This is a genomic window from uncultured Salinisphaera sp., from assembly GCF_964012375.1.
Taxonomy (GTDB): domain Bacteria; phylum Pseudomonadota; class Gammaproteobacteria; order Nevskiales; family Salinisphaeraceae; genus Salinisphaera.
The window spans coordinates 48,881-72,265 of sequence record NZ_CAXGSH010000001.1; the positions used below are offsets into that span (position 1 = coordinate 48,881).

Annotated in this window: 24 protein-coding genes; 14 read left to right on the forward strand and 10 right to left on the reverse strand. The window is 65.3% G+C overall.

Annotation, left to right across the window (positions count from 1 at the left end; all coding sequences use genetic code 11):
* The first annotated feature begins 6 nt into the window (after nt 1–6).
* From cobS to ABNU97_RS00270, 7 genes are all read left to right on the forward strand, one after another.
* Nucleotides 7–765 carry an adenosylcobinamide-GDP ribazoletransferase gene (cobS, locus tag ABNU97_RS00240; RefSeq protein ID WP_348764792.1) on the forward strand — a complete coding sequence of 253 codons (759 nt, stop codon included), beginning with the start codon at nt 7–9 and terminating at the stop codon, nt 763–765.
* The gene (gene cbiB / locus ABNU97_RS00245) at nt 756–1,682 is read left to right on the forward strand and encodes an adenosylcobinamide-phosphate synthase CbiB (RefSeq protein ID WP_348764741.1); all 927 of its coding nucleotides are present in this window, start codon (nt 756–758) and stop codon (nt 1,680–1,682) included. The genes cobS and cbiB overlap by 10 nt, the downstream gene beginning before the upstream one ends.
* Nucleotides 1,673–2,698 (forward strand): threonine-phosphate decarboxylase CobD, encoded by a 1,026-nt coding sequence (gene cobD, locus ABNU97_RS00250; protein ID WP_348764742.1) that lies wholly within the window; start codon nt 1,673–1,675, stop codon nt 2,696–2,698. The genes cbiB and cobD overlap by 10 nt, the downstream gene beginning before the upstream one ends.
* 38 nt (nt 2,699–2,736) lie before the next feature.
* On the forward strand, nt 2,737–3,621 hold the full coding sequence (locus ABNU97_RS00255) for a cobalamin-binding protein (protein ID WP_348764743.1): 885 nt from the start codon (nt 2,737–2,739) through the stop codon (nt 3,619–3,621).
* Between the two features lie 574 nt (nt 3,622–4,195).
* Nucleotides 4,196–4,849 (forward strand): methyltransferase domain-containing protein, encoded by a 654-nt coding sequence (locus tag ABNU97_RS00260; RefSeq protein WP_348764744.1) that lies wholly within the window; start codon nt 4,196–4,198, stop codon nt 4,847–4,849.
* Nucleotides 4,850–5,094: 245 nt separating this feature from the next.
* Nucleotides 5,095–6,240, forward strand: a complete 1,146-nt coding sequence (locus tag ABNU97_RS00265) for a TAXI family TRAP transporter solute-binding subunit (protein ID WP_348764745.1) — start codon at nt 5,095–5,097, stop codon at nt 6,238–6,240.
* A gap of 82 nt (nt 6,241–6,322) precedes the next feature.
* Complete coding sequence (locus tag ABNU97_RS00270; RefSeq protein ID WP_348764746.1) at nt 6,323–7,123, forward strand: glucose 1-dehydrogenase; 801 nt, start codon at nt 6,323–6,325, stop codon at nt 7,121–7,123.
* A 21-nt stretch (nt 7,124–7,144) separates the two neighbouring features.
* Here the strand turns inward: ABNU97_RS00270 and ABNU97_RS00275 are convergent, their stop codons facing one another.
* From ABNU97_RS00275 to ABNU97_RS00285, 3 genes are read right to left on the reverse strand one after another with little or no spacing between them, the layout of a single operon-like run.
* Nucleotides 7,145–7,630, reverse strand: coding sequence for a nucleoside deaminase (locus ABNU97_RS00275; RefSeq protein WP_348764747.1), 486 nt, complete (start codon nt 7,628–7,630; stop codon nt 7,145–7,147).
* A 60-nt stretch (nt 7,631–7,690) separates the two neighbouring features.
* The gene (locus ABNU97_RS00280) at nt 7,691–8,755 is read right to left on the reverse strand and encodes a nitronate monooxygenase (protein ID WP_348764748.1); all 1,065 of its coding nucleotides are present in this window, start codon (nt 8,753–8,755) and stop codon (nt 7,691–7,693) included.
* Nucleotides 8,756–8,779: 24 nt separating this feature from the next.
* Nucleotides 8,780–9,328 (reverse strand): cupin domain-containing protein, encoded by a 549-nt coding sequence (locus tag ABNU97_RS00285; RefSeq protein WP_348764749.1) that lies wholly within the window; start codon nt 9,326–9,328, stop codon nt 8,780–8,782.
* 135 nt (nt 9,329–9,463) lie between these two features.
* Here ABNU97_RS00285 and ABNU97_RS00290 point away from each other — a divergent pair, with 135 nt between their 5' ends.
* From ABNU97_RS00290 to ABNU97_RS00300, 3 genes are all read left to right on the forward strand, one after another.
* Nucleotides 9,464–9,919 carry an acyl-CoA thioesterase gene (locus ABNU97_RS00290; protein WP_348764750.1) on the forward strand — a complete coding sequence of 152 codons (456 nt, stop codon included), beginning with the start codon at nt 9,464–9,466 and terminating at the stop codon, nt 9,917–9,919.
* On the forward strand, nt 9,916–10,428 hold the full coding sequence (locus tag ABNU97_RS00295; protein ID WP_348764751.1) for an N-acetyltransferase: 513 nt from the start codon (nt 9,916–9,918) through the stop codon (nt 10,426–10,428). Before ABNU97_RS00290 ends, ABNU97_RS00295 begins: the two co-directional genes overlap by 4 nt.
* 88 nt (nt 10,429–10,516) lie before the next feature.
* On the forward strand, nt 10,517–11,725 hold the full coding sequence (locus tag ABNU97_RS00300) for a GGDEF domain-containing protein (protein WP_348764752.1): 1,209 nt from the start codon (nt 10,517–10,519) through the stop codon (nt 11,723–11,725).
* A gap of 47 nt (nt 11,726–11,772) precedes the next feature.
* On the opposite strand, the gene ABNU97_RS00305 is transcribed toward ABNU97_RS00300, so the two are convergent.
* The 3 genes from ABNU97_RS00305 to ABNU97_RS00315 form a co-directional block, all read right to left on the reverse strand.
* A complete protein-coding gene (locus ABNU97_RS00305) occupies nt 11,773–12,825 on the reverse strand; it encodes a DUF4105 domain-containing protein (protein ID WP_348764753.1) in 1,053 nt (350 codons plus the stop codon).
* A 94-nt stretch (nt 12,826–12,919) separates the two neighbouring features.
* Nucleotides 12,920–14,530, reverse strand: a complete 1,611-nt coding sequence (locus ABNU97_RS00310) for a glucan biosynthesis protein D (RefSeq protein WP_348764754.1) — start codon at nt 14,528–14,530, stop codon at nt 12,920–12,922.
* Nucleotides 14,531–14,639: 109 nt separating this feature from the next.
* The gene (locus ABNU97_RS00315) at nt 14,640–15,131 is read right to left on the reverse strand and encodes an acyl-CoA thioesterase (protein WP_348764755.1); all 492 of its coding nucleotides are present in this window, start codon (nt 15,129–15,131) and stop codon (nt 14,640–14,642) included.
* A gap of 98 nt (nt 15,132–15,229) precedes the next feature.
* On the opposite strand from ABNU97_RS00315, the gene ABNU97_RS00320 reads away from it, so the two are divergent.
* Nucleotides 15,230–15,805 carry a glutathione S-transferase N-terminal domain-containing protein gene (locus tag ABNU97_RS00320; RefSeq protein WP_348764756.1) on the forward strand — a complete coding sequence of 192 codons (576 nt, stop codon included), beginning with the start codon at nt 15,230–15,232 and terminating at the stop codon, nt 15,803–15,805.
* Nucleotides 15,806–15,814: 9 nt separating this feature from the next.
* Here the strand turns inward: ABNU97_RS00320 and ABNU97_RS00325 are convergent, their stop codons facing one another.
* Both ABNU97_RS00325 and ABNU97_RS00330 read right to left on the reverse strand, forming a co-directional pair.
* Entirely contained in the window at nt 15,815–16,105 is a 291-nt protein-coding gene (locus ABNU97_RS00325; protein WP_348764757.1) for a DUF3301 domain-containing protein, read from the reverse strand.
* Between the two features lie 11 nt (nt 16,106–16,116).
* Nucleotides 16,117–17,421 carry an alpha-hydroxy-acid oxidizing protein gene (locus ABNU97_RS00330; protein WP_348764758.1) on the reverse strand — a complete coding sequence of 435 codons (1,305 nt, stop codon included), beginning with the start codon at nt 17,419–17,421 and terminating at the stop codon, nt 16,117–16,119.
* Between the two features lie 205 nt (nt 17,422–17,626).
* Here ABNU97_RS00330 and ABNU97_RS00335 point away from each other — a divergent pair, with 205 nt between their 5' ends.
* On the forward strand, nt 17,627–19,414 hold the full coding sequence (locus ABNU97_RS00335) for a monovalent cation:proton antiporter-2 (CPA2) family protein (RefSeq protein ID WP_348764759.1): 1,788 nt from the start codon (nt 17,627–17,629) through the stop codon (nt 19,412–19,414).
* A gap of 39 nt (nt 19,415–19,453) precedes the next feature.
* On the opposite strand, the gene ABNU97_RS00340 is transcribed toward ABNU97_RS00335, so the two are convergent.
* Entirely contained in the window at nt 19,454–20,329 is an 876-nt protein-coding gene (locus ABNU97_RS00340; RefSeq protein ID WP_348764760.1) for a phosphatase PAP2 family protein, read from the reverse strand.
* A 98-nt stretch (nt 20,330–20,427) separates the two neighbouring features.
* Here ABNU97_RS00340 and ABNU97_RS00345 point away from each other — a divergent pair, with 98 nt between their 5' ends.
* Nucleotides 20,428–21,222, forward strand: coding sequence for a DUF1206 domain-containing protein (locus ABNU97_RS00345; protein WP_348764761.1), 795 nt, complete (start codon nt 20,428–20,430; stop codon nt 21,220–21,222).
* A gap of 6 nt (nt 21,223–21,228) precedes the next feature.
* Here ABNU97_RS00345 and queA read toward each other — a convergent pair whose 3' ends face one another.
* Nucleotides 21,229–22,275, reverse strand: coding sequence for a tRNA preQ1(34) S-adenosylmethionine ribosyltransferase-isomerase QueA (gene queA / locus ABNU97_RS00350; protein ID WP_348764762.1), 1,047 nt, complete (start codon nt 22,273–22,275; stop codon nt 21,229–21,231).
* A gap of 334 nt (nt 22,276–22,609) precedes the next feature.
* Between queA and ABNU97_RS00355 the strand changes: the two genes are divergently transcribed.
* Nucleotides 22,610–23,380, forward strand: coding sequence for a glutathione S-transferase N-terminal domain-containing protein (locus ABNU97_RS00355; RefSeq protein WP_348764763.1), 771 nt, complete (start codon nt 22,610–22,612; stop codon nt 23,378–23,380).
* Nucleotides 23,381–23,385 lie beyond the last annotated feature (5 nt).

The window sequence follows — 23,385 nt, forward strand, 5'->3', positions numbered from 1 at the left end:
GCGTTCTTGCAGCCTCTGTGGCTGGCTTTCGGTCTGCTCACCACGCTGCCGATGGGGCGGCTGATTGTCACGCCGGTAACGGCGGTCGATTCCGGCCGGTCGGTGCTGTGTTATCCGCTCGTCGGGCTTGTCATCGGCGCGGTGCTGGCGGGCGCGGCGGCGGCGCTACAGGCGGTCGATGCCGTACTGGGCGCCGGGCTTTTAGTGGTGCTGTGGGTCGTGCTCACCGGTGCGCTGCATCTCGACGGGCTGGCCGACTGCGTGGACGCCCTGTTCGCCGGCCACGGCCGCAGCGATCCGGCGCGTACGCTCGCCGTCATGAAAGACCCGGCCGCCGGGCCGATGGCGGTGGTCGCGCTGGTGCTGCTGCTCGCACTCAAGAGCGCGGCGCTGATCGCGCTGTGGCCGCAGGTGGGGGCTGCGTTGCTGGTGGTGGCCGTGCTGGCCCGTACCGCGGCCAGTCTGCTCATGGCCAGCACCCGCTACCGCCGTCGCGAAGGCCTGGCCAGCACGATGGCGTTGAATCTTTCGCGTCGCGATGCCTGGGCGATGGCAGCGCTAGTCGTCGTGCTGACCCTGGCGTTCGCGGGTCTGGCGCTCGGCGTTGTCGCAACGCTGGCTGCGCTCGCGGTGGGGGTGTGCTGGCGGGCGCTCTGGCAGCGGCGTATCGGCGGCTATACCGGCGACGTGGTCGGCGCGCTGATCGAGCTGGCGGAAACGACCGCCCTGGTCGCCGCGGCCTTGTGGATAGGCCCGTGGAGCTGACCCTGGCGACGATCGGCGGCCTGGTCCTCGATGCCCTGCTGGGTGAGCCGCGTGTCGGCCATCCGCTGGTCGGCTTTGGTCGACTGGCTGAGGCGCTGGATCGTCGCCTGCCGCGTCGCCGCTGGGCCGGCGGGCTGGCCTGGCTTGTGCTCGTGGCAGTGCCAGCGGTCGCCGGCGGGGTGGCTGTCTGGGTGCTGCCGCCCCTCGCCGGCTGGCTGGCCGCGACGGTCGTGCTGTGGCTGTGTATCGCCTGGCACAGCCTCAAGGCGCATACGCGCGCCGTTGAAACCGCTTTACAGGCCGACGACGTGGTCGGCGCACGGCGTGCGGTGGCCTGTCTGGTCAGCCGGGATACGACGCCCATGGACGTGGCCGCGATTCGTCGCGCCGCGCTCGAATCGCTGCTGGAAAACGCCGGCGACGGCGTGCATGCCACGCTGTTCTGGTTTGCTGCCGGCGGGCTGGTCGTCGGGCCTGCCGGCGCCGTGGCGGCGGCCGTCGCGCATCGTGCGATCAACACCCTCGATGCGATGTGGGGCTATCGCACGCCGCGTTATCGGCGCTTTGGCTGGACGGCCGCACGGGCGGACGATCTGGCCAACTGGCCGAGCGCCCGCCTGACCGCGCTGTCGTTCGTGCTGGTTGGCAACGCGCGCTGGGCCCTGCGCTGCTGGCAGCAACAGGCGAAGGCACTGGCCAGCCCGAACGCCGGGCCGGTGATGTGTGCCGGCGCCGGTGCAATGGGTGTGCGTCTGGGCGGCGGCGCCTATTACCACGGCGTCTATCGACAGCGGCCGGCTTTCGGCTGTGGTGTGTACCCTGGCGGCGGCGATATCGAGCGGGCCATCGCCCTGGTCGGGCGCACCCTTGTTTTATGGGGCGTTGCGATCGTGTTGCTGGACTGGCTATGGCGTTGAATCACGGCGGTCGACTGGGCGAGGCGAGCCGGCGCTACGGCATCGCCGAAAACCATTGGCTGGATCTGTCCACCGGTATTGCGCCCTGGTCGTATCCGGTGCCCGAGGTGCCGGATCGCGTCTGGGCACGGCTGCCCGAGGCCGAGGATGGGCTGATCGCGGCCGCCGCCGACTATTATCGGACCCCGGCCGACGCCGTCACTGCCCTGCCGGGCAGCCAGTTCGCGATCCGCGAGCTGCCGCGGGTCATCGCTGCACATCGTGGGTCGGGGCGTGTGGGGGTGCCGGCCGTGGGCTATGCCGAACATGGCCGGGCCTGGGCAGCGGCCGGGCACGAGATCGTGACCTACGACGATTTGCCGGGGCTTTCTGCGCTCTCGCATACGCTTGATCATGCGGTGGTCATCACGCCGAACAATCCCACCGGCGAACGTGCCGATATCGAACGCCTGTGTGCGCTGGCCCATGGGCTCGGCCGACGGAACGGCCTGTTGCTGGTCGATGCGGCGTTTGCCGACTGCAACGACGGTCTGGACCACGGCGGTCTGCCGGCCAACGCACTCGTGCTGCGCTCGCTGGGCAAGTTCTTCGGTCTGGCCGGGCTGCGGCTGGGCTTCATGATCGGCCGCGGCCCGGCGGCGACCGCCCTGCACGAGCAGCTACAGCCCTGGGGCGTGAGCCATCCGGCCCGCTGGATCGGCCGCCACGCGCTGGTCGACCGGGCCTGGCAGGCCGGCCAGCACCGCCGCATCATCGATAGTTCACGATCGCTGGTCGAACTACTGGACCAGCATTTTTCCTATCAGGTCGTCGCCAGCGCCGGGTTGTTCGCGAGCGTGTTTTTCGATGACGACGAACGGGCGGGGCGTGTTCATACGGCACTGGCCGAACAGGCGATATGGACCCGGCTGGGCGATGACGGGCGTTGGCTGCGTTTTGGTCTGCCCGGGGGCGGCTCGGCCGCGGCGCGCCTGGACGCGGCATTGAATACGATTGCGATACGAGAGCTGTGCTGATGTGGATCTATCGATACGCGCGGCAGGGCAAAGCGTGCATGCTCGCAGTGCTGCTGCTGTTCGGACTGTCGTGGTCGGCGTCGAGTGTGGCTGCCGCGGTCGCAGCCACCGATTTTCGCGGCGAGGTCGTACGCCTGGACGCGCCGGCGAAACGTATCGTCGCGCTTGCGCCGCATTTGGTGGAAAACCTCTATAGCGCCGGTCTGGGCGATCGCATCGTCGGCGCCGTGTCGTACAGCGATTACCCGCCCGCGGCCCGGGCGATCCCCGAAGTCGGCGGCTATACCAATATCAGCCTCGAAGCGGTGCTCGCGAAAAAACCCGATCTGGTGGTGGCCTGGGCCTCGGGCCAGGGCGGCGATCCGGCTACCCTCGCACGCTTCGAGGCACTGGGTATTCCCGTGTATGTCGACCGGCCGCGCCGGCTCGAGGATATCGCCCGTGCAATTCGGGACCTGGGGGCGCTTGGCGATACGCGCGACACGGCCAACGCCGCGGCCGCGCGCTTCGACCGCCGGCTGGCTTCGCTACGCCAGCGCTATGCCAGTCGCCCGCCGGTGAGCGTGTTTTATCAGGTGTGGGACGAGCCGTTGCAGACCCTGGCCGGCGACCAGTTCGTCGGTCAGGTCATCCGGCTGTGCGGCGGGCGCAATATCTTTGCCGACGCGGTATCGCTGGCGCCCAAAGTCGGCATCGAATCGGTGCTCGAGCGCGATCCGCAGGCCATCGTGGCCAGCGGCATGGGCGACGACCGCCCCGACTGGCTCGATGACTGGCGCGACTGGCCCGGGCTGCAGGCGGTGGAGAACGATCATCTGTTCTTCGTGCCGCCGGATCTCATCCAGCGCGCCACGGTACGCATGCTCGATGGCGCAAGCATGCTGTGCCGGCAGCTGGAACGCGTGCGCGGCGACGGCGACTGAGATCGATGGCCGACGATATGACCGGCGCCATCGACAGGCCAGCCTTCCGGCGTGATTGACCCGACCCAAACAGATTATTCGATAGACGATTTTTCTGTTTGATAACGCGCGTTGCGAAACCATGCACGCCGTGGCCGACGGCCTCGAAGCGATGGAAACAAACGACGGGCCAGTGCCGGCGTTCATTTTACGAAAGCGTTGCAAACAGCGGACGCAGACCGCTGTTTTGGTTCCGGGCTAATAACGCGGCGGCATCGCTCAGGGCCGGCGCCGCCACCGGCTCTTCCAGCGCAATTGCTGGCCTGCGGCCATGAAGTATCGGATCGGGCAGTATTCGCGCGAATGGCGTTAAGGAAAAGTTAAAAAATGCAGGTGGCATGCATATAAAAAGCCGTATCGGTCGTTGCTGATATGTGCGGATATAATTAAAAGCATCGTATAAACAATGCTTTGGAAGTACTAAATTGGCATTCGATATGGTTAGTCCAGGTTGCTTTTGGAAACCTGGCCAAGCTATTGCCTTCATGGCTTTGAAATCGGGTACTGTCTGCTCAGGGATCCTACTGAGACGCACGTGCAACAAGCCGACTCCACCCGCCCGTTCAAACGCGACGACGCCGGCCGGCGCTATGCACAGACACGCTATAGCGGTGTGTTTCAGCGCCTCGTGGCATGGCGTGAACAGCGGCTGGCGAAACGTCTTCTTGCCCACCCCTATACCGATTGCAACGGTCATATCGTGGATTTGCCCTGTGGCTACGGGCGTTTCTATCCGTTGCTCAAGCAGATGGACTTCAAGGTCAGCGCCATGGACCAGTCGCAGGCGATGGTCGATATCTACAGCGGCCACGACCGGTTCGAAGCGGCAGACCATGCCGAGCGTGCCGACGTACTCGAGCCCTTGCCAACAAAGGCAGCGCCGGCAAAACGGGTGCTGTGCGTGCGCCTGTTTCAGCACCTGCATCATCCCGAACTGCGGGTACGGGCCTTGCAGACCCTCGCAGGCGACGGCCGCCAGATCGTGATGACCTATTACGACGACGGCTCGCTGCATTACTGGACCAAGCGGGCCGCCATGCGACTCAAGGGCAAGAAGGTGCGGGTGAAAATGATCCCCCGGGCGGCTTTCGAGTCCGAGGTGGAGCAAGCCGGTCTTCGCGTTCTCAAGCGCGTGAAGCTGTTTTGGGGCATCCATGCCCAGACCTGGGTGTTGCTAGCACCGCGTTAGTCCCCGTCGCGCGCATCGTTCGCGGCGTAGCCGCGGCCGGTGTTACAGCGGGCGCGTACGCCATCGGCGCTGTCCTGCGCTGCAAAGCCAGTAAAACACGCGTGTTCGACGGTAACGCATGCTTTCGAATTGGAAGCCCGTCCCCTTGCGAGCACAACGGACAATTGCGCCCGCGCCGGCTTCGTGCAAAGGTCTGTGAAACGTTATTCCAATAAAACGTAACCACAGCGAAGGGAGGAGAACCGATGCTGCGATCAATGGCGCGTTGCCTGATGGCGGGCCTGGCCCTGACGACGATTTCCAGCACGGCGGCGCTGGCCCAGCCCGAGGCCATGCCGCGCACCATGGTCTGGACGTCCTACGACCTGGGGGCCTCCGGCTATGCCGAGGCCTCGGCGATTGCCGATGCCTTCGGACGCAAGTACGGCATGCGCGTGCGTATCCAGCCTTCGGGGTCGGCGATCGGGCGTCTGCAGCCGATCTTCAACGACCGCGCCGATATCGGCTTTCTGGGCAACGAGACCTTCTTTGCGACCGAAGGCCTGTTCGATTTCGCTACGCCGCGCTTCGGGCCGCAGGATCTGCGCGTGCTCATGGGCAAGGTCAATTCCTTCGGCATGGCGGTCGCCGCCGACGAAAACATCGACTCCGTGGCCGATGTCGAGGGCAAGCGCGTAGCCTACCCGGCCGCCAACCCCTCAAGCAGCCTGAAGTGCGATGCCATGCTCGCCTTTGCCGGGCTCAGCCGTGACGATGTGGAAGTGGTCACCTTTCCCACCTATGCCGCGACCATGAGTTCGGTAGCCGAGGACAAGGCCGACGTCACCTGCACGGTGACTGCGACCGGCCAGATGTACGAGCTGGCCGAATCGCCGCGTGGTATCAAATGGCTCGATCTCGATCCCGACGACGCAGCGGGCTGGGAACGGCTCAACAACATTGCGCCGTTGTTCAAGCCGGTATCGGAAACCCAGGGCGCCGGTCTGTCGAAGGACAACCCGGCCCAGCTCATGGCCTATCGCTATCCGGTGCTGACCGTGCGCGCAGACATGGACGACGACACCGCCTATGCCCTGACCAAGGCGCTCGACGAAACCTACGATATCTACAAGAACGCCACCTCCACCGCGTCGCGCTATGCGATCAAGGATGCGGCAGTGCCGCCGATCGATGCGCCGTTTCATCCCGGCACGATCCGCTATCTCAAGGAGATCGGCGTGTGGAGCGAGGACTCGGCGCAGTGGAACGAGGCCCGTCTGGCGCGTCTGAAGGCGCTGCGCGCAGCCTGGAGCGACATGATGGCGGAAAATTCCGACCTGCCCGAAGACGAGTTCGCCGAGCTCTGGAGCGAACGTCGTGAACAGGCGCTGGCCGAGCTCGAAAACCGGTAACGCCAACCCCGACAAAAGCTCGATACAACGCCCGTCCGGTGCCCCCGGCGGGCGTTTTGTCGTCGATGAGGAAACAACCGACATGACTGCACGCCTGCAAAACAAGATTGCCATCATCACCGGCGCCACCAGCGGTATCGGCGAGGCGACGGCTCGCCGTTTCGCCGAGGAAGGCGCGACGCTCATGCTCGCCGCGCGCAGCGTGGACAAGGGCGAAGCGCTGGCCGCCGAGCTTGGCGATAAGGTCGCCTTCACCCGAACCGACGTCAGCAACGAAGACGAAATGGCGGCCCTTGTCGATGCCACGGTCGACCGCTTCGGCCGGCTGGACTGCCTGTTCAACAACGCCGGCGCGGGCGAGCGCAGCACCGCCGAAACCATCGACGAGGCCAGCTTCGACCATTTCATGCGCCTGCTGGCCGGCAGCGTGGCCTTCGGCATCAAGCACGCCGCGCGGGTGATGAAGAACCAGGGCAGCGGCAGCATCATCAACAATGCCAGCATCGCCGGGCACCGGCTCAACCAGGGCGGTTATCTCTACTCCGGCGCCAAGGCGGCGGCCGCGCACTTCACCCGTATCGCCAGCGTGGAACTCGGCGCCTACGGTATCCGCGTCAACGCGATCTCCCCGGGTGCCATCGCTACGCCAATCTTCTGGGGCGGCTCGGCGCGGGCGCAAACGCTCTCGGAGGAAGAAAACGCTGCCAAGCTCGACAAGCTCACGAGCAATCTTGCCCAGGCCACGCCGCTGCCCCGCTCGGGTTATGCCGTGGATATCGCCAACGCGGCGGTATTTCTAGCCAGCGACGAGGCCGGGTTCGTCAACGGCCACGACCTGGTGGTCGACGGCGGGCGTATTCAGATGTTCAACGAAAAAGGCTAGAACGTTTTCGCCTGATGCGTACTAGCCGTCGGCGTGACGGCGTGCGTGCAGTGACTGGACGCGCTCGGCCAGATCCGGCACCGGGCCGTCGACGAGCACGTCCGGCGCGATTTCGTGAATCGGCCGGGGCGTGACCGGCGGCTTGGCGGCGCCCAGTTCGGTCAGCCATGCCACCAGCTGATTCGAGCTGCTGGCATAGACGATACGGCCCAGGCCGACCCAGGCGTGCGCCGCCGCACACATCGGACAGTGTTCGCCCGAGGTATAGACCGTGCTCGCTGCGCGTTCATCCGCGCTCATATGCTCGGCGGCCCAGCGGGCCAGGGCGAACTCGGGGTGGCGGGTGGCATCGCCGGCACCTTCGGCGATACGGTTGCGGTCTTCGGCGCGTACTCGACCCTGGCCGTCCACCAGGACCGAGCCGAAAGGTTCGTCGCCGGCCTCCAGGGCTTGTTCGGCAAGCGCGAGACAGCGCTCCAGATAGGGTCGTTCCTGCGAATCGATCATACGAATTCTCTCAAGGCGCTGTTATGGCGGCGTTTCTTGTGAAACATGGTGCGATCGATGTTACCCGCGAACACAGGCATCGTATTCACGCATGAGTGTGTCGACGAGTTCGGCGGCGGCCATGGATCGCGCCAGACCGGCTGCCTGACCGGCCCAGAGCGACATGAATGCGTCCCGGTCGGCCTGACCGGCGGTGGCACGAATATCCTTGGTCCAGGCGTTGTGTACCGGATAATCCGGCAGGCTGGCTTCGATCGGCGCCATCTCTTCGATGAAACGATTGTTCAGCCCGCGTGCGGCCTTGCCGGAAAAAGCGCGGGTCACCGCGGTGGGGCGGTCGCCGGCTTCGAGCAGCGCCTTCTTGTGGGCCGGCTTGGCGCCGCTTTCGGTACAGGTCAGAAACGCACTGCCCATCTGTACGCCGGCCGCGCCAAGCATGCGGCAGGCCGCCATGCCGCGGCCGTCCATGACGCCGCCGGAGGCGATCACCGGCACGTCGACGGCATCGGCGATCTGCGGCACCAGCGATAGCGTGCCGATCATCGATTGCTCGGCGCTGGCGATGAACGTGCCGCGATGGCCGCCGGCATCACTGCCCTGGGCCACGATCATGTCCACGCCGTCCGCAGCCAGCGCACGGGCTTCGGCCACCGTGGTGGCGGTGCCGACCACACAGGTGCCGCGGCCTTGCAGCGCCTGTATACGCGGGCGATCGAGCGCGCCGAAGGTCGAACTGAATACGGCCACGCCGGCGTTGAGTACCGCGTCGAACTGGGCATCGAAATCCGGCGCGTAGCGCGCTGGCGCGGCCGGGCGTTCCAGACCCAGCTCATCACGGAATGCGTCGAGCCGGGCGTTGGCCTGTTCGATCCGATCTTCGTTGACCTGAAACGGCTGGGGAATGAACAGATTCACCGCGAACGGCTTGTCCGTCGCACGGCTCGTCTCGGCGATCGCCGTGGCCAGGTCGTCCGGCGCCATATAGCCGGCGCCGATCGAGCCCAGGGCGCCGGCGTTGGATACCGCGGCGACCAGGGCCGGGGTCGTCGTGCCGCCCGCCATGGGCGCCTGGATGATGGGGTGATCGATGCCCAGCCGGGCGGTCAGCTCGGTCTGCCAGCTCATGGCCTTTACTCCGTGGGTTGCGTTCTAATCGTGCCAGTATGCCGTCAACGCGCCGTGTGGACCGCTCACGGGGTCGCTGTCCGGACGCGCCAGCGCGGCGATAGTGGCACGGGCGGTGGCGATATCGGTATCGTCCGGCCGGCACAGATCCCACTCCTGCTGGTCCGGCGGATAGGCCGCCACGAGCAGGAAATCGTCGCTGGCCCGGCGTCGGCAGTGGCCGGTACCCGCCGGCAGCACGAGCACGTCGCCTGGGCGCATGTCGATATCGCGGCCGTTCTCGCCGCCGAGGATCAGCGTGGCCGTGCCGCGCGCCACGCCCAGGGTTTCGTGGGCGCGGCTGTGGTAGTGGTGGTAGTCGAACACGCCACCACGCCATTGCGGCGGCCAGCCGTTGCGCGCGAAGCGCTGTTCGAGCGACTCGGCCGGCGACACGTGCGACGCATCGATGCCGCGGTAGCGCAGCACCGGATAGCCGCTGTTGGGCGTACGGCCGTCGTCTTGTAAATACAGCCGCTCGGGGGCCTCGACGGCTGGGCTCGATGGGACAGCGTTGCGGTCGATATCGATCATGACGACGTTCGTATGGGGCCTGCGTCGAGCGGCCGGGCCTGATAATGTACGCGCCCATAGCCGTTGCCTGCAGTTTGCGCCGGCAACGGGCCGGGCTCAAGCGGGCCCGCCTGGTTTTACGGTGTGTTTATCGCCATGTCCTCGATGCCGTTTCGCTATCGTTTTCGCGTGCGCTACAACGAATGCGATGCCCAGCGCGTTGTCTTCAATGCCCGCTACGCGGACTATGTCGACCTTGCCATGACCGAGTTCATGCGTGCGCTCGGACGCGACTATCTTGCCCTGCTCGCGCGCGGGCTCGACAACCAGGTGGTCAAGCTCACCCTGGAATGGCAGGGGCCGGCCCACTTTGACGAGGTGTTGGAAGCGCGCGTGCAAGCGCTCCGGCTCGGGCGCACGTCGTTCACCATCGGCTATGACATCGTGCGCGCCGACGACGGCGCGCCGATATGCCAGGCCGAGGCGGTGTACGTGATGATGAGCGGCGAGCCGCTGGCCAAGACCCCGATCCCCGATGATCTGCGCGCGTGCTTCGAGCGCGGCGCGCCGGGGGTGGTCATCGATCACGCCGGCCATGCAGGTTCGCCGTGACCGCCATACGCCGCGCCCGCCCCGAAGACTGGCCTGCCCTATGGAAAATCATCGAGCCGGTGTTTCGCGCCGGTGAGACCTATGCTGTGGCCGTGGATATCGAGGAAGACGAGGCGCGCGCCTTGTGGCTGGACAAGCCGCTTGCCACCTTCGTGGCCGTGAACGCCGCCGACGGGCGAGTCCTGGGCAGCTATTTTCTCAAGTTCAACCAGCCCGGCGGTGGCAACCACGTATGCAACTGCGGCTATATCGTCGCCCGCGATGCCCGTGGCCGGGGTGTGGCCGGCCAGCTTTGCGAGCATTCCCAGCGCGAGGCGATCGCAGTGGGCTTTCGGGCCATGCAGTACAACCTGGTGGTGGCTACCAATACCGGCGCGATCCGGCTCTGGCAGCGCCACGACTTCGATATCGTCGGCCGATTGCCGGGCGCGTTTCGCCACCCAACGCAGGGCGAAGTCGATGCGCTTGTAATGTACAAGCGCCTGGTTGAAGCAGCGGCCAAGGCCTGAGCGATATCGCGTAACCCGGGTCGATTACCCTGCTTCGATACAATGATGGGGTTGGCCGCCCGAGCAGGCGGCAGCACCGGGAGGGGCCATGAGCCAGGGCGGTCGAATCGAGCAGGGCTTAGCCGGGTGGCGCACGCTCGTGCGGTGGTTGGGCGATGTCCATAGCACGGACTATCTCGTCGCCAAGGCAAACGACTTTCGTTTGTTCACCCGTATCGCGCTTCTGATCACGGCCGTTTTCCTGTCTACAACCGTGATCTGGGATCATGCGATCGACCCGGTCAACGCGCGCCATACGATCAGGCTGCGGCTTATCGAATCGCTGGCGCTGTTTGTCTGGCTGGCGGCAAGTTGGAACGATATCCGGGCGCGATTGGCGAGGATCGCAGCCGTATCCATGCCTCTGGTGGTGTCGTTCACGTTCATTCTCGTGTTGTCGCGCCTGGAGAACGGGGCCGAGTACGGCATCGGCGGCTTTCTCTACTTTTTCATCTTCCTGCCGTTCCTGCTGGTGGGTCAGTCGATTCGTTTCGCGGTTTTCAGCCTGGCCTGTATCACGGTATTTCCGATGGTGGTGGCGTCGCTGGGCGTCAGCGCCGGGCTCGACTGGGGCATATACAACGCCTACGTATGGATGGGTTTCGTGCCCATCGTGGGCATCCAGTTGCTCTGCGAATATCTCTACTGGCGCGTATCCGTCTACCGCCGGCACGTGGAGCGGCTGGCGGTGACCGATGAACTGACCGGGCTGGCCAACCGGCGCCGCTTCTTCATCGAGAGCGATCGCATTCTTGAAACCCATCGTCGCAGCCAGCGTCGCCTGAGCCTGCTCTTCATCGATATCGACCACTTCAAACGCATCAACGACACCTACGGCCATGCCATCGGCGACGCAGCGCTGTGTCATGTGGCCCATGCCATCGCGCCGGACATGCGCGGGGTCGACCTCATTGCACGCTATGGCGGCGAGGAGTTCGTGGTGCTCATGCCCGAAACCTCCCACCGCGCGGCTCTGATCGCGGCCGAGCGCATAAGACGCGCGGTGCGGGATACGGCCTTCGACGGGTGGCCGGATGGCGAGCGGGCACTGCAGATAACGGTCAGCATCGGCGTGGCCAGCTACCGGCCGGTTGCCGAGCAGACCCCCGAGATCGATACGCTCATTCAGAACGCAGACGCGGCGATGTACCAGGCGAAACAGGCCGGTCGGGACCAGGTTCGCGGGGCTGCCGAGCCGTCGGGCCAGGCCTCGGCAACCTTCGAGGGCGCTGTTGTCGCGCCTTCCCGAGCGCCTTAGACGAACCGCGGGTAAGCGATCAGCGCGTCTTGCGGCCGTGCTCCGCCTTAGCGGATGTCGTCGCCGGTCTCGATTCGGGCGGTCGGCACGTCCCGGCGAATCGCCCGGGAGAACTCCGATGTCGAATGACCATCGCGATCCGAGGCGAGCGCTCGCGTATTGATATGGCCACGGCGTTCGAGTTCGGCTAGCGGGTAGTGTGTATTCAGTGCGCCCAGGTCGTAGATGTAGTCGGGTAGATAGCCCGAAGCCAGCAGGCGGTAATCCCAGGGCAGGCCCGGCACGATGCGTTTGACCATGTCGTAGACGATGGTCGTGCAGTTCGAGGTCAGCGTGTTGTAGAAGCGCGGCGCGTCTTCGAGCTGGTCGGCTTCGTCGAGGTAGGCTTCGAACAGTGAACGCATGGCCGCCGGCGACAGCGCCACCGAATACAGATAGACCGATTCACCGCGGGCATTGCTGCGCGTACGGATGATGTCGCGCTCGTCGGCGGCGACCAGCACCAGCTCGGATTGACGAAAGAAGCCGCCGATCGCCGAGAAGCTCTGGCCGCGGGTACGCCGGACCTCGACCGAGAACACCAGATGCCGGCCGTCGGTAAAGCCGAAGCTGACCAGCGTGTGGGCGATCGTCGGGCCCATCCAGTAGGACACGATCAGATCGGCGCTCTCGAGCTCGGACAGGTCGTACCGGCGGCTTTCCCAGTGGGCATCGAAATCCTCGCGGGTACGCCACTCGAAGTTGCGTACGTTATCGAGGGTGACGATATCGCCCTCGCGCGTGGCGTGCAGCAGGCGGGCGACGTCGGGGGCCCAGTCGCGCTCGTAGCTGGGCGTGATCGTATGCCACCACAGACCCAGCACGAGGGCCACGAAGGCGAACAGGGCCGGGCCGGCCAGGGCCAACGGTCCCGAGCGGACCAGCGCGATGCCGAGCAGCGCCGCCAGCGCGGGCAGAAGCCAGAGCGTGATCAACAGCGCGCGCAGCGCCAGGCTTTCCGGACCGCGGAAATAAAGCGCCAGCGCGCCCCAGCCGCTGCCCAGCAGCACCGCAAGCGCCAACGGCACGCGCCAGAGCAGCGATAACAGCAGCGTCTTCATGGCCGCCGCGGTATGTGCCGGCTGCGCACCACGCCGTGGGGCAGGCGCGGCAGGCTATATCTTGGGCGGTCGGCGTCGCAGACGATGAGTCCCTCTAGTAGTAGCGTTCGTCGGATTTCGGTGGCACCCACTGGTAGAGCCAGGTTTCGGTGAGCGGGCGGTCGCCGGCGCGCAGGTACAGCCGAATCGATACCGCTTCGTCAGAACGGCTGTCGGGCACCCAGTCGAAGATGGCGCGATAACCCTTGATCGGTTCGAAGCGGCGGGCCTGGACCATGCCCAGCTTGCCGCGCGAGACTTCGACCTGCACTTCCACCTGGGTATCGCCGGGCAGCTCGTCGAGCGGGTCGCCGACGAAGTCCACCGCGAAGCGGCGCGCATACTCCGCGGGCGAGCGATCGCCCGGAATCCAGCCTTCCGGCACGTTGCCCATGCCCGACCAGGTCTTTTCCACCTGGGCCAGCGTGGGCGCGACCGGCGGCAGCGGCAGCCAGTACAGCTTGTAGCTGAAATTGAGCTGTTGGTTGCCGGTCACCGGTTCGTCGGGAATCCAGAACGCACCGATGTTGTCGACCGTCTCGCCCACGGTGGGCAGCTCGAACAGCGCGATCTGGCCCTTGCCCCAGTCGCTGGTCGGCTCCACCCAGAGGCTCGGGCGGCGGTTGTACCAGGCCACGTCGTCGCGATAGTTGTCGAAATCGTGATCGTGCTGAACGAGCCCGAAGCCGCGCGGATTCTCGTCGGGAAAGGCGTTGTATTGCAGGGTCTTCGGGTTGAACAGCGGCCGGCACACCCACTCGCCGTTGCCGCGCCACATTTCCAGGCGGTCGGAATCGTGGATCTGGGGATGAATCGTATCGCGGGCCTGGGCCTGGCTGGTGCCCTTGAGGAACATGCTGGTCATGGGGGCAATGCCCAGGCGGCCGATCTGGTGGCGGGTATGCAGCTCCATGTCGATGTCCATGACCGTGCCCTGCTCGGTCAGGTCGATCTTGAAGCGATAGGCGCCGGCGACGGCCGGCGAGTCGAGCAGCGCATAGACGATAGCCTGCTGGTCGTCGTGCGGCTGTTCGAACCAGAACGCCACGAAATCCGGGAATTCCTCCGTCTGCTCGGTGGCGGTATCGATCGCCAGGCCGCGCGCGGAAATGCCGTACTGGTTGTTCTTGTCCAGAAAGCGAAAATAGCTCGCGCCCAGAAACGCGCCGGCCTCGTGGGTGGCGCTGGCGTCGTTATCGCGCATGAGCTTGAAGCCGGCATAGCCGAAATCGTGGCCCTTGAGCTGGGCCTGATCGATGCCCGAGCCGTCGTAGCTGAAACGCTTTGGATCGAAATGCACTTCGTGGGCGTGCTGGGTATCCGGGTCGATCACGTGCATGCGCACGGGCAGGTTGAACTGCATGCCGACATGGAAAAAACGCAGGGTCATGTCGGTATCGGGCGCGTCGCGCCAGATGGCGTATTTGGGATCGTACTGAATCTGCTGATATTTCAGCGGCTCGAGATTAGCCAGCGTGGGCGGCAGCGTTTCTGCGTTGTCACGGTAGGGCCGGCCGGCGAGTTCCTTGGCCCGCTGTTTGAGGCGATCGAAATCGAACGGCTCGCCGCTCGGGTCGGTTCTCGCAGCGTGAGCAAACGCCGGGAAGGCGGGCAGCCCGAGGGCGGTCAACGCCATCGATGCCTTCAACAGGTTACGTCGATTCATGGGGCACTCTTCGTGAATTCGAAAGACAAGACAGACGGCGACGCCGAGGGTTCCGCCGAGCGCGTCGGCGCCAGCACGCGTGGCCCCGGCGTTCGCTGTGTGATGAGGGTCAGCCGTCCATGACGTCGAGAAAGGATTGGGACTCGGCGCGCAGCTGTTCGCGCAGCTCGATCATGCGTTTGGCATAGGCATTCAAGCGTTTGCTCTGATCGCTGATCGGCTCGAAGGTCGGCACGTTCACGGGCTTGCCGTCGTCGCCCAGGGCCACGAACACCAGGATGCAGTGGGTGGTGAAGCGTCGCTGCCGGTCGCGCGGATTGCGGGCATGCACGCTTACCGAAATATGCATGCTGGTACGACCGGTATGCATGAGTTCGGCCTTGAGTTCGACCAGATCGCCCACGCTGATCGGTTTGAGAAAGCGAATGCCGCCCACGTATACCGTCACGCAGTAGGCCGAGCTCCAGTTGGCGGCACAGGTATAGCCGGCATGATCGATCCATTTCATGACGTTACCGCCATGCACGTTGCCGCCGAAATTGACGTCGGAAGGTTCGGCCAGAAAACGCAGGGTGATCTCGGCGTCGGGCGTATGGCTCATGCGCTCGGGAATTGAAGGCTTTGGGGCCTAGTCTAGCCGGAGCGGGACAAGGTTGTAGACTGGGGGCCTATTTCGCACGCCGCAGACGAGGCCTGCCCATGAAACTCATCGGTTCGTCGACTTCGCCCTATGTTCGCCGCATACGGTTGCTGCTGGGCGGCAGCGACTACGAGTTCGCCAGTCTGGATATCTACGGTGCCGACCGCGACGAACTGCGTCGCAACAACCCGGCGCTCAAGATCCCGATGCTCATCGACGAGCAGCAGTCGGTGTACGACTCGCGCGTGATCGCGCGCTATCTGTCGCCGAAGATGGGCTTTACGGAGCTGTCCTGGGCGCAGGAGAACCAGCTCACGCTCATCGATGCCGCCAACGACTCGATGGTGACCATCGCCCTGTCCAAGAAGTCGGGCCTGGCCACCGACAGCGACATCATGTTCTACGGCCTGCAGCACGAGCGTATCGAGCGCTCCATCGATGCCCTGTCCGCCATGGCCGCCGAAGGGGTATTCGATGCCTGGCACTATCCGAGCATCTGTCTGTACTGCCTGATCGACTGGGCGGAACTACGCCAGCTGTTCGATTTCTCGGGCCACGCACCTTTGCTCGAACTCAAGGCGCGCTTCAAGGACAAGCCGATGGTGGCCGAAACCGATCCGCGCCAGGCGGGATAGGCGCCGCGATCACAGCGGGTACGGCTCCATCTCGATATGGGCCACGCGCTGGCCGTGCATATCCACATAGCCGGCATAGCGGCGGTCGCCGCGGCGGTAGAACTCGAAGCGATAGCGGCGTTTGAGCGTGCCGCGCGCCAGCGATATGCGCTGAAAGGCCAGTTCGTCGATGAACGTTACGTCCGCGTTCTCGCAGGCCGCCAGCGCCGCCCGACGGGCCGCCCAGCGCGCGCCCAGCGACTGCCACCAGAACAGCGCGGCCAGCGCCAGCCCGATCAGCCAGGGAAAGAACTCGAACATCGCGCGCCGATTCAGCCCGCGACGTCGTCGTCGCGCACGAGCCGGGTCGTGCCGGACCGGATCGCATCGATGTCGCGACAGCCGGCCAGCGCCATGGTCAGCTCGAAATCGGCGGCCAGGTTGTCCAGAACCTGGCCCACGCCCGCTTCGCCGTCGATCGCCAGCCCGTAGGCGTACGGCCGGCCGATGCCCACCGCCCGCGCGCCAAGCGCCAGCGCCTTGAACACATCCGCGCCGCCGCGGATGCCGGAATCCAGAATCACCGGCAGCTGCGGCGCTGCGGCGACGATTTCGGGCAGTGCATCCAGGCTCGCACGGGCGCCGTCGACCTGGCGGCCGCCGTGGTTGGAAACAATCAGGCCGTCGATGCCGTGTTCGACCGCCAGCCGGGCGTCGTCGCCGTCGAGAACGCCCTTGAGCACGATCGGCAGCTTGGTGCGCTGGCGCAGCCAGGCCAGATCCGCCCAGGTGATGTTCGGGCGCGAATAGGTGGCGATGAACTGGCGTACCGCGGCCAACGCCTGGCCGCTGGTGAGCGCTCGCAGGCTCGAACCAGGGTAATGACGGGCGGCTGCGATGACGTTGCGCAGCGTGCGCGTGTTGATCTTCGGGCGCGGACCGTCGTCCGGCACCGCGGACAAGCTGGCCCGAAAGACCGGGTCCGAGGTGTACTGGGCGATGCCCTGGCCCAGCAGAAACGGCAGATGGGCCAGGTCCAGATCGCGTGATCGCCAGCCCAGCAGGGTGGTGTCGAGCGTGACCACCAGCGCCTCGCAGCCACAGGCCTCGGCGCGTGCGACCAGCGATTCCACCAGCGCATCGGACTTCGACCAGTACAGCTGGAACCAGCGCGGCGCGTCGGCTTGCAGCTGCTGCATGGCCGCGGTGCAATCCTCCATCGACCGGCTGGCCTGATTGGAGAAAAGCATCGGCACGCCGCGTGCCGCCGCCGCGCGTGCGACCGCGATATCGGCCTCGGCATGGGCCATTTCCAGCACGCCGATCGGGCACAGAAGGAACGGGCTGGCCAGGCGTCGCCCGAACAGTTCGACAGACGTGTCGCGTGTTGCCACATCGCGCAGCATGCGCGGCACGATACGCCAGCGCTCGAAGGCGCGTCGGTTGGCGGCCATGGTGGATTCGCGCCCGGCGCCGCCCGCGATATAGGCATAGCCTTCTTCGGACATGGCTTTTTCGGCGGCGGCCTCCAGCGCGGCATAGTCGATCGGCACGGTGGGCCGGCTGCCGGACATGCCCGCACTATAGATCGCCTGTTGGCGGGCAACCGCCCCGGTGGCGGGCGTGGTTTGACTCATGGTCGCTCGGGTTTCGCTGGGTCTTGGGCCGAGCTTAGCAACTGCGGCGCCTGTCGGGTTGCGTCGTTGCAGGCGGGCAGCGCTGGCCGTTCCATGCGTTCATGCCTACGCTATGATTGAGCGGTTTCGAGCCGGCCGGCGTGTCGGGCCGTTTTCAACGTCGAGCCAAAAGTATCGCCATAGCGGCGAGCGACAGGGAGTCAGGGTGGAGCCGTTACTCGAGGAAATCGCGATCTTTCTAGCCGCGGCCGTGATTGCGGTGCCGATCGCCCAACGTCTGGGCCTGGGGTCGGTGCTGGGCTATCTGGGCGCCGGTGTCGTTATCGGCCCCTGGTGTCTGGGGCTGATCAGCGAAGTCGAGGATGTACTGCATATCGCCGAATTCGGCGTCGTGCTGCTGTTGTTCATCATCGGCCTGGAAATGCAGCCCAGGCGCCTTTGGGCGCTGCGCAAGACGATCATCGGCCTGGGCGGCATGCAGGTGGGGCTGAGTGCGGCCGCGCTGGCGCTGGCTGCCTCGCTGCTGCTGAATCTGCCGGTCGCACCCGCCATCGTGGCCGGTCTGGCCCTGGCGCTGTCGTCCACGGCGTTCGCTCTACAGCTGCTGGCCGAGCGCGGTGAGCTGACTGCAAAGCACGGCCGCGCGGCGTTCGCCATCCTGCTGTTCCAGGATCTGGCCGTAATCCCCATTCTGGCGCTTTTGCCGCTGTTGTCTTCGGGCAGCGAATCGGTGAGTTTTCTGGGCGCGCTCTGGGAGACCACCAAGATCGCGCTGGTGATGGCGGCGATGGTGGTAGGCGGCCATTATCTGCTGCGCCCGATCTTCCGGCTGGTGGCGGCCACGCGCATGCCCGAGATATTCACCGCCATGACCCTGCTCATCGTGGTGGGCACGGCAGTGGTGATGAACGCCACCGGTATTTCGGTAGCGCTTGGCGCCTTCGTGGCCGGCGTGCTGCTGGCCGATTCGGAATATCGCCACGAACTCGAGGCCAACGTCGACCCGTTCAAGGATCTGCTGCTGGGGCTGTTCTTCATTGCCGTGGGCATGTCGATCAACCTGGGCCTGATCGCGGCCCAGCCGCTATTCCTGCTGGGACTGACCCTGGGGCTGATCGGCATCAAGGCCGCCATTCTGTTCATTCTCGCCCGGCGTCACCGTTTGAGCTGGAGCGCATCGCGGGGCCTGGCGGCGTTTTTGCCCCAGGGCGGTGAGTTCGCTTTCGTGATTCTGTCGACGGCGGTGGCCGGCGGTCTGTTCGTACAGGCCGAGGCCGATCTGCTGGTGGCTACGGTGACCCTGTCGATGGTGCTCACGCCGCTATTCGTGAAGCTGGTGGCCTACTACAACGACTGGCGTACGCCCAAGAGCGAGCCGACCTTCGATACGCCGGACGGCTCCGAGCACCCGGTACTGATCGCGGGGTTCGGCCGTGTGGGCCAGATCGTGGCACGCATGCTGCGCGCCAAGCATATCGGCTTCACCGCGCTCGAAATCAACGTTCATCAAGTCGATTTCGTACGCAAGTACGGCAACAAGGTCTATTACGGCGATGCCTCGCGCCTGGAGCTGTTGCGTGCTGCCAAGGCCGAGGAAGCCAAGGTGTTCGTGCTGGCCATCGGCAACCGCGAGGCGTCGCTGGCGACCGCGCGGGCCGTGCGCGAGCATTTTCCGCATCTCAAGATCATCGCGCGGGCACGCAATCGTCGCCATGCCTACGAGCTGATGGATCTGGGCATCACCGTGCTCCAGCGCGAGACGTTCCTGTCCAGTCTGGAACTGGCGGGCGACGCCATGCGCATGCTCGGTTTGAAGTCCGATGAAATCCATCGCGCCAAGCGCCTGTTTCGCAGCCACGACGAAAAACGGTTGTTCGAGCATTACGAAGCGGCCGACGACGAAACCCGCTATGCCAAGCTGGTCATGGAGGCCGCGCAGGAGCTCGAGGAGCAGTTCGAGCGCGATGCAGCCGAACATCCGGACGAAAAATAGCGTTCTCGGCCGCGCCGCGATGGCGCGTGCCGCTTGGGTTTAGCGCGCGCTCAACGGGGCGCCATTGCGCTGGCGCAGGTATTCGGTAAGCGCAAAACCCGATAGCAGCCAGAAGCCGCCTACCAACAGGCCGGCGGCGATGTCGCTGGCGAAATGCACCGACAGAATCGCCCGGCTGGCGGCGATCGAGGCGATCAGCGCACAGCCCCAGTAGCCCAGCTCGAAGCGCCGGCGCACGCCGGGCATGTCGCGGGCGATGGCATAGATAATGAAGCCGTAGACCGCGATCGCGCCGGTGGCGTGGCCGCTGGGAAACGACGGCGTGCTGGCGCTGGCGAAGGTGAGAAAATCGGGGCGGTCGCGGTCGATGGCGTATTTGCCGATATAGGCGATCGACTGCGAGCCGATCACGGTGAGCAGCAGCCCCGGGATATAACTGAAACGCCGATGCGCCCACAGAAAGCCGATGGAGACGATCGTGATCGCCACCAGCGTTTCCAGGTTGGCCAACGAGGTAATGCCGTTCACGAGCTTGAGAAAGCTCGGGTCGCGCAGCACGGCCAGCGCTTCGTTGACGTGCTGGTCGAATTGAACGAGCTCTTCGCCTTCGAACAGGTCTTCGAGCAGGCCCGCGGCGAGTACGATCAGATATAGTGCGAGCGCGACGAACAGGGTCAGGGGCAGGCCGGAAAATCGATCGACGCTCAGGCGTGCACCGACGATGCGCGTCGTTTTCGGCGCCCGGCGTTGCAAGCTGGCCAGGAACTTGCGTCGATACGCCAGGCCGGTGAGGCCCCGGCCCAGGCGCGGTCCGGAAAACTCCAACGCGCGCCATATCCACCAGGCCACGATATGGCCGACCACCAGCAGGCAGGCAAAGCCGAGCAACAGTTGCCAGAATGGCAATGGCGTCATGGGAAGACCGGGCGTTTAAGCGTGGGGCGAGTATACCGACGGTGTTACAGGGATGTGACGTAAATCCATGAGCTCAACGGGCTCGAAAGGGTGAATGAATGACTTATACCCGTGCCGGCGTGCGCTGGATTGCACGTATCGGCTATGCCGCACGTGGACTGGTCTATGTGACCGTCGGCGTGCTCGCCATCAACGCGGCGCTGGAGTTCGAACAGGCCCGCGATGTACGCGGCGCGATGCAGGAGGTCAGCACCCATTCCGGTGGCCAGATCGTCCTGTTCGGTGTGGCCCTGGGCCTGGCCGCCTACAGTGTCTGGCGGCTGGTGCAGACATCGCTGGATGTGGACGGGCACGGCTGGAAGCCGGGTGGCCTGGTGGTGCGCGTCGGCCTGCTCGTGAGCGCGATCATGCATGCATCGCTGGCGTTCGGTTGCGTCGAGATCGCCATGCATTTGAGCGACAGTTCCAGCAAGCCGGTACAGAGCGCGGTATCGCGCACTCTGGATTGGCCGTTTGGTCCGGCGCTGGTCATTCTCGGCGGCGTGATCGTGGCCGGGGCCGGTATTGCGCATATCCACAAGGGCTGGACCGCCGGTTTTCGGCGCTGGTTCGACGCCCCGCCCGCAATGATGCGCTGGATCGACCCGGTCAGCCGGGTGGGGCTGATTGCACGCGGGCTGTTGTTCGTGGGCATCGGCGCGTTCGTCATCAACGCCGCGCTCACGCTCGATGCCTCCGAAGCACGAGGCATCGAAGGGGTGATGCTCTGGGTGCAGCAGCAGAACTACGGTCGGGTGCTGCTTGGTGCGTTGGGCGCGGGCGTACTCGCCTTCGGCGCCTATAGCCTGATCGAAGCCTGGGTACGGCGCGTGGGCCTGGGCCGTGCCGTCTAGCGTTTCCTAGCCGATGAACATGGCATCGCCGTAGCTGAGAAACCGATAGCCCGAACGCTTGGCATGCTCGTAGGCGGCGAAGACGTTGTCGCGCCCGGCAAAGGCGCTGACCAGCATCAGCAGGCTCGACTGCGGCTCGTGAAAATTGGTGACCATGGCATCGACCACGTGAAAGGCGTCGCCGGGTTTGAGAAACAGCGCGGTTTCGCCCTCGAAGGGGGCGATCCGGCCTTCGCTGCCGGCCTGGCGGGCCGCACTTTCCAGGCTGCGCACCACGGTGGTGCCAACCGCCACCACGCGTGCGCCGCGTGCCTTGGCGGCCGCGATCTGCTCGCATAGCACGGCCGGAACGTGGACGCGTTCGGCGTGCAGGCGCTGATCGGCCAGATCGCCCTCGCGCAGGCGCTGGTAGGTGCCGGAACCCACATGCAGCGTGGCATAGCCGAATTCGACGCCGCGTTGTTCGAGCGCGGCCAGCAGGGCCTTATCGAAATGCAGGCCCGCGGTAGGCGCGGCCACTGCGCCGTCATGGCGTGCCCAGACCGTCTGGTAACGGCTGCGATCGGCCGGCGTGTCCTCACGCCGGATATAGGGTGGCAGCGGCACGTGGCCGTGCGTGTCGAGCATGTCGGCAATGCTGTCGCCGCCGGTCTGCGCCAGGGTATACAGCTCGCCTTCGCGGGCGTCGACCTGTAGCGTTGTAGCGCCAATTTCGATCACGCTGCCCGCCCGCGGCGGCTTGTTGGCTCGGATCTTGGCTGAAATACGGGTCGAATCGAGGATGCGCTCGAGCATCACTTCGACCGCGCCGCCGCTGGCCTTATGGCCGAACAGGCGTGCCGCGATCACGCGCGTATCGTTGAACACGAGCAGATCGCCGGGCGCCAGGCGATCGACCAGCTGCCTGATTCGGCCGTCGATGAGCGCGCCCGTGCGCCGGTCCAGGCTAAGCAGCTTCGAGGCGCTGCGCTCGGCCAGCGGCTGCTGGGCGATGGCCTCGGCCGGCAAGTCGTAGTCGAAGTCGTGCTTGTCCATCGTATTGGCCCGATTCATGCTGAGAGTGGCACGGGCCGTGGATTCTGGCCAGCAGCGCGCGCGGCGACAAGTCGCGGCGTTCAGCTTCGTGCATGAAAGCGCGCGTAACATACGCGTTTTGGAGGGAATCTCTGCACAACCTGTCGTGGTCGACCAGGCGCGCGCAAAGCCCCTGCCCTAAAGGGTTCGGCCTCAAATGCGCTGCGACTGCGTTGTGCGAGCTTGACCTGCCAGTAAGGCAGGCGCTGCGCTCGGACGCCTTGTCGCAACGCATCGACCTTGAAAGTCTTTTCAGGGCGAACGCGAGCCGCGAGAGGTTATGCAGAGATTCCCGATACAACGAGACGCCGGAATGCAGTTGATCAATGCACTCACGTCCACGCTCGCGAGCACGGCCCGCGGTTGGCGTGGCACCAAGGCGGCACGCACATCGCGTCAGCCGGAGACAATGCTCAAACTCTACGAATACGAAGGTTGCCCGTTCTGTCGGTTGGTGCGCGAAGCGCTCACCGAACTCGACCTGGACGCGATCATTCATCCCTGCCCCCGCGGCGGCACGCGCTGGCGGCCCGAGGCCGAGCGCATTGGCGGGCGGGCCCAGTTCCCGTTGCTGGTGGACGACAACACCGGGGATGTGCTCTACGAGTCGGCCGACATCATCGCCCATCTGCGCCAGAACTATGGCACCGGCCATCGTCGCGAAGCGAAAGCGCCGGGCCTGCGCGCTCAGGTAGGGTCCAGCGCGGCGAGCGCGCTGCGTGGGTTTGCCGGCACGAATGCGCGCGCTGGCGCGGTCACGTCGCCGGCACAGCCGCTGGAGCTCTACAGCTTCGAATCCAGCCCGTTTTCACGCATCGTGCGCGAAGCGCTCTGCGAGTTGGAGCTGGCCTATGTGCTGCGCAACATGGGCAAGGCGGTCAACGCCGATATGGGCCCGCCCTGGGTGCGCGAGAAATTTTTTGCCGATACGCCGGTCGAAGGGCGTAACCGCAAGGTCATGCAGGAAGAAACGGGTCGCCTGCAGGTGCCTTATCTTATCGACCCCAATACCGATACGCGCATGTACGAATCTGCCGATATCGTGCGCTATCTGCATACGACCTACGGTAGCCAAGCGAGATAACCGCG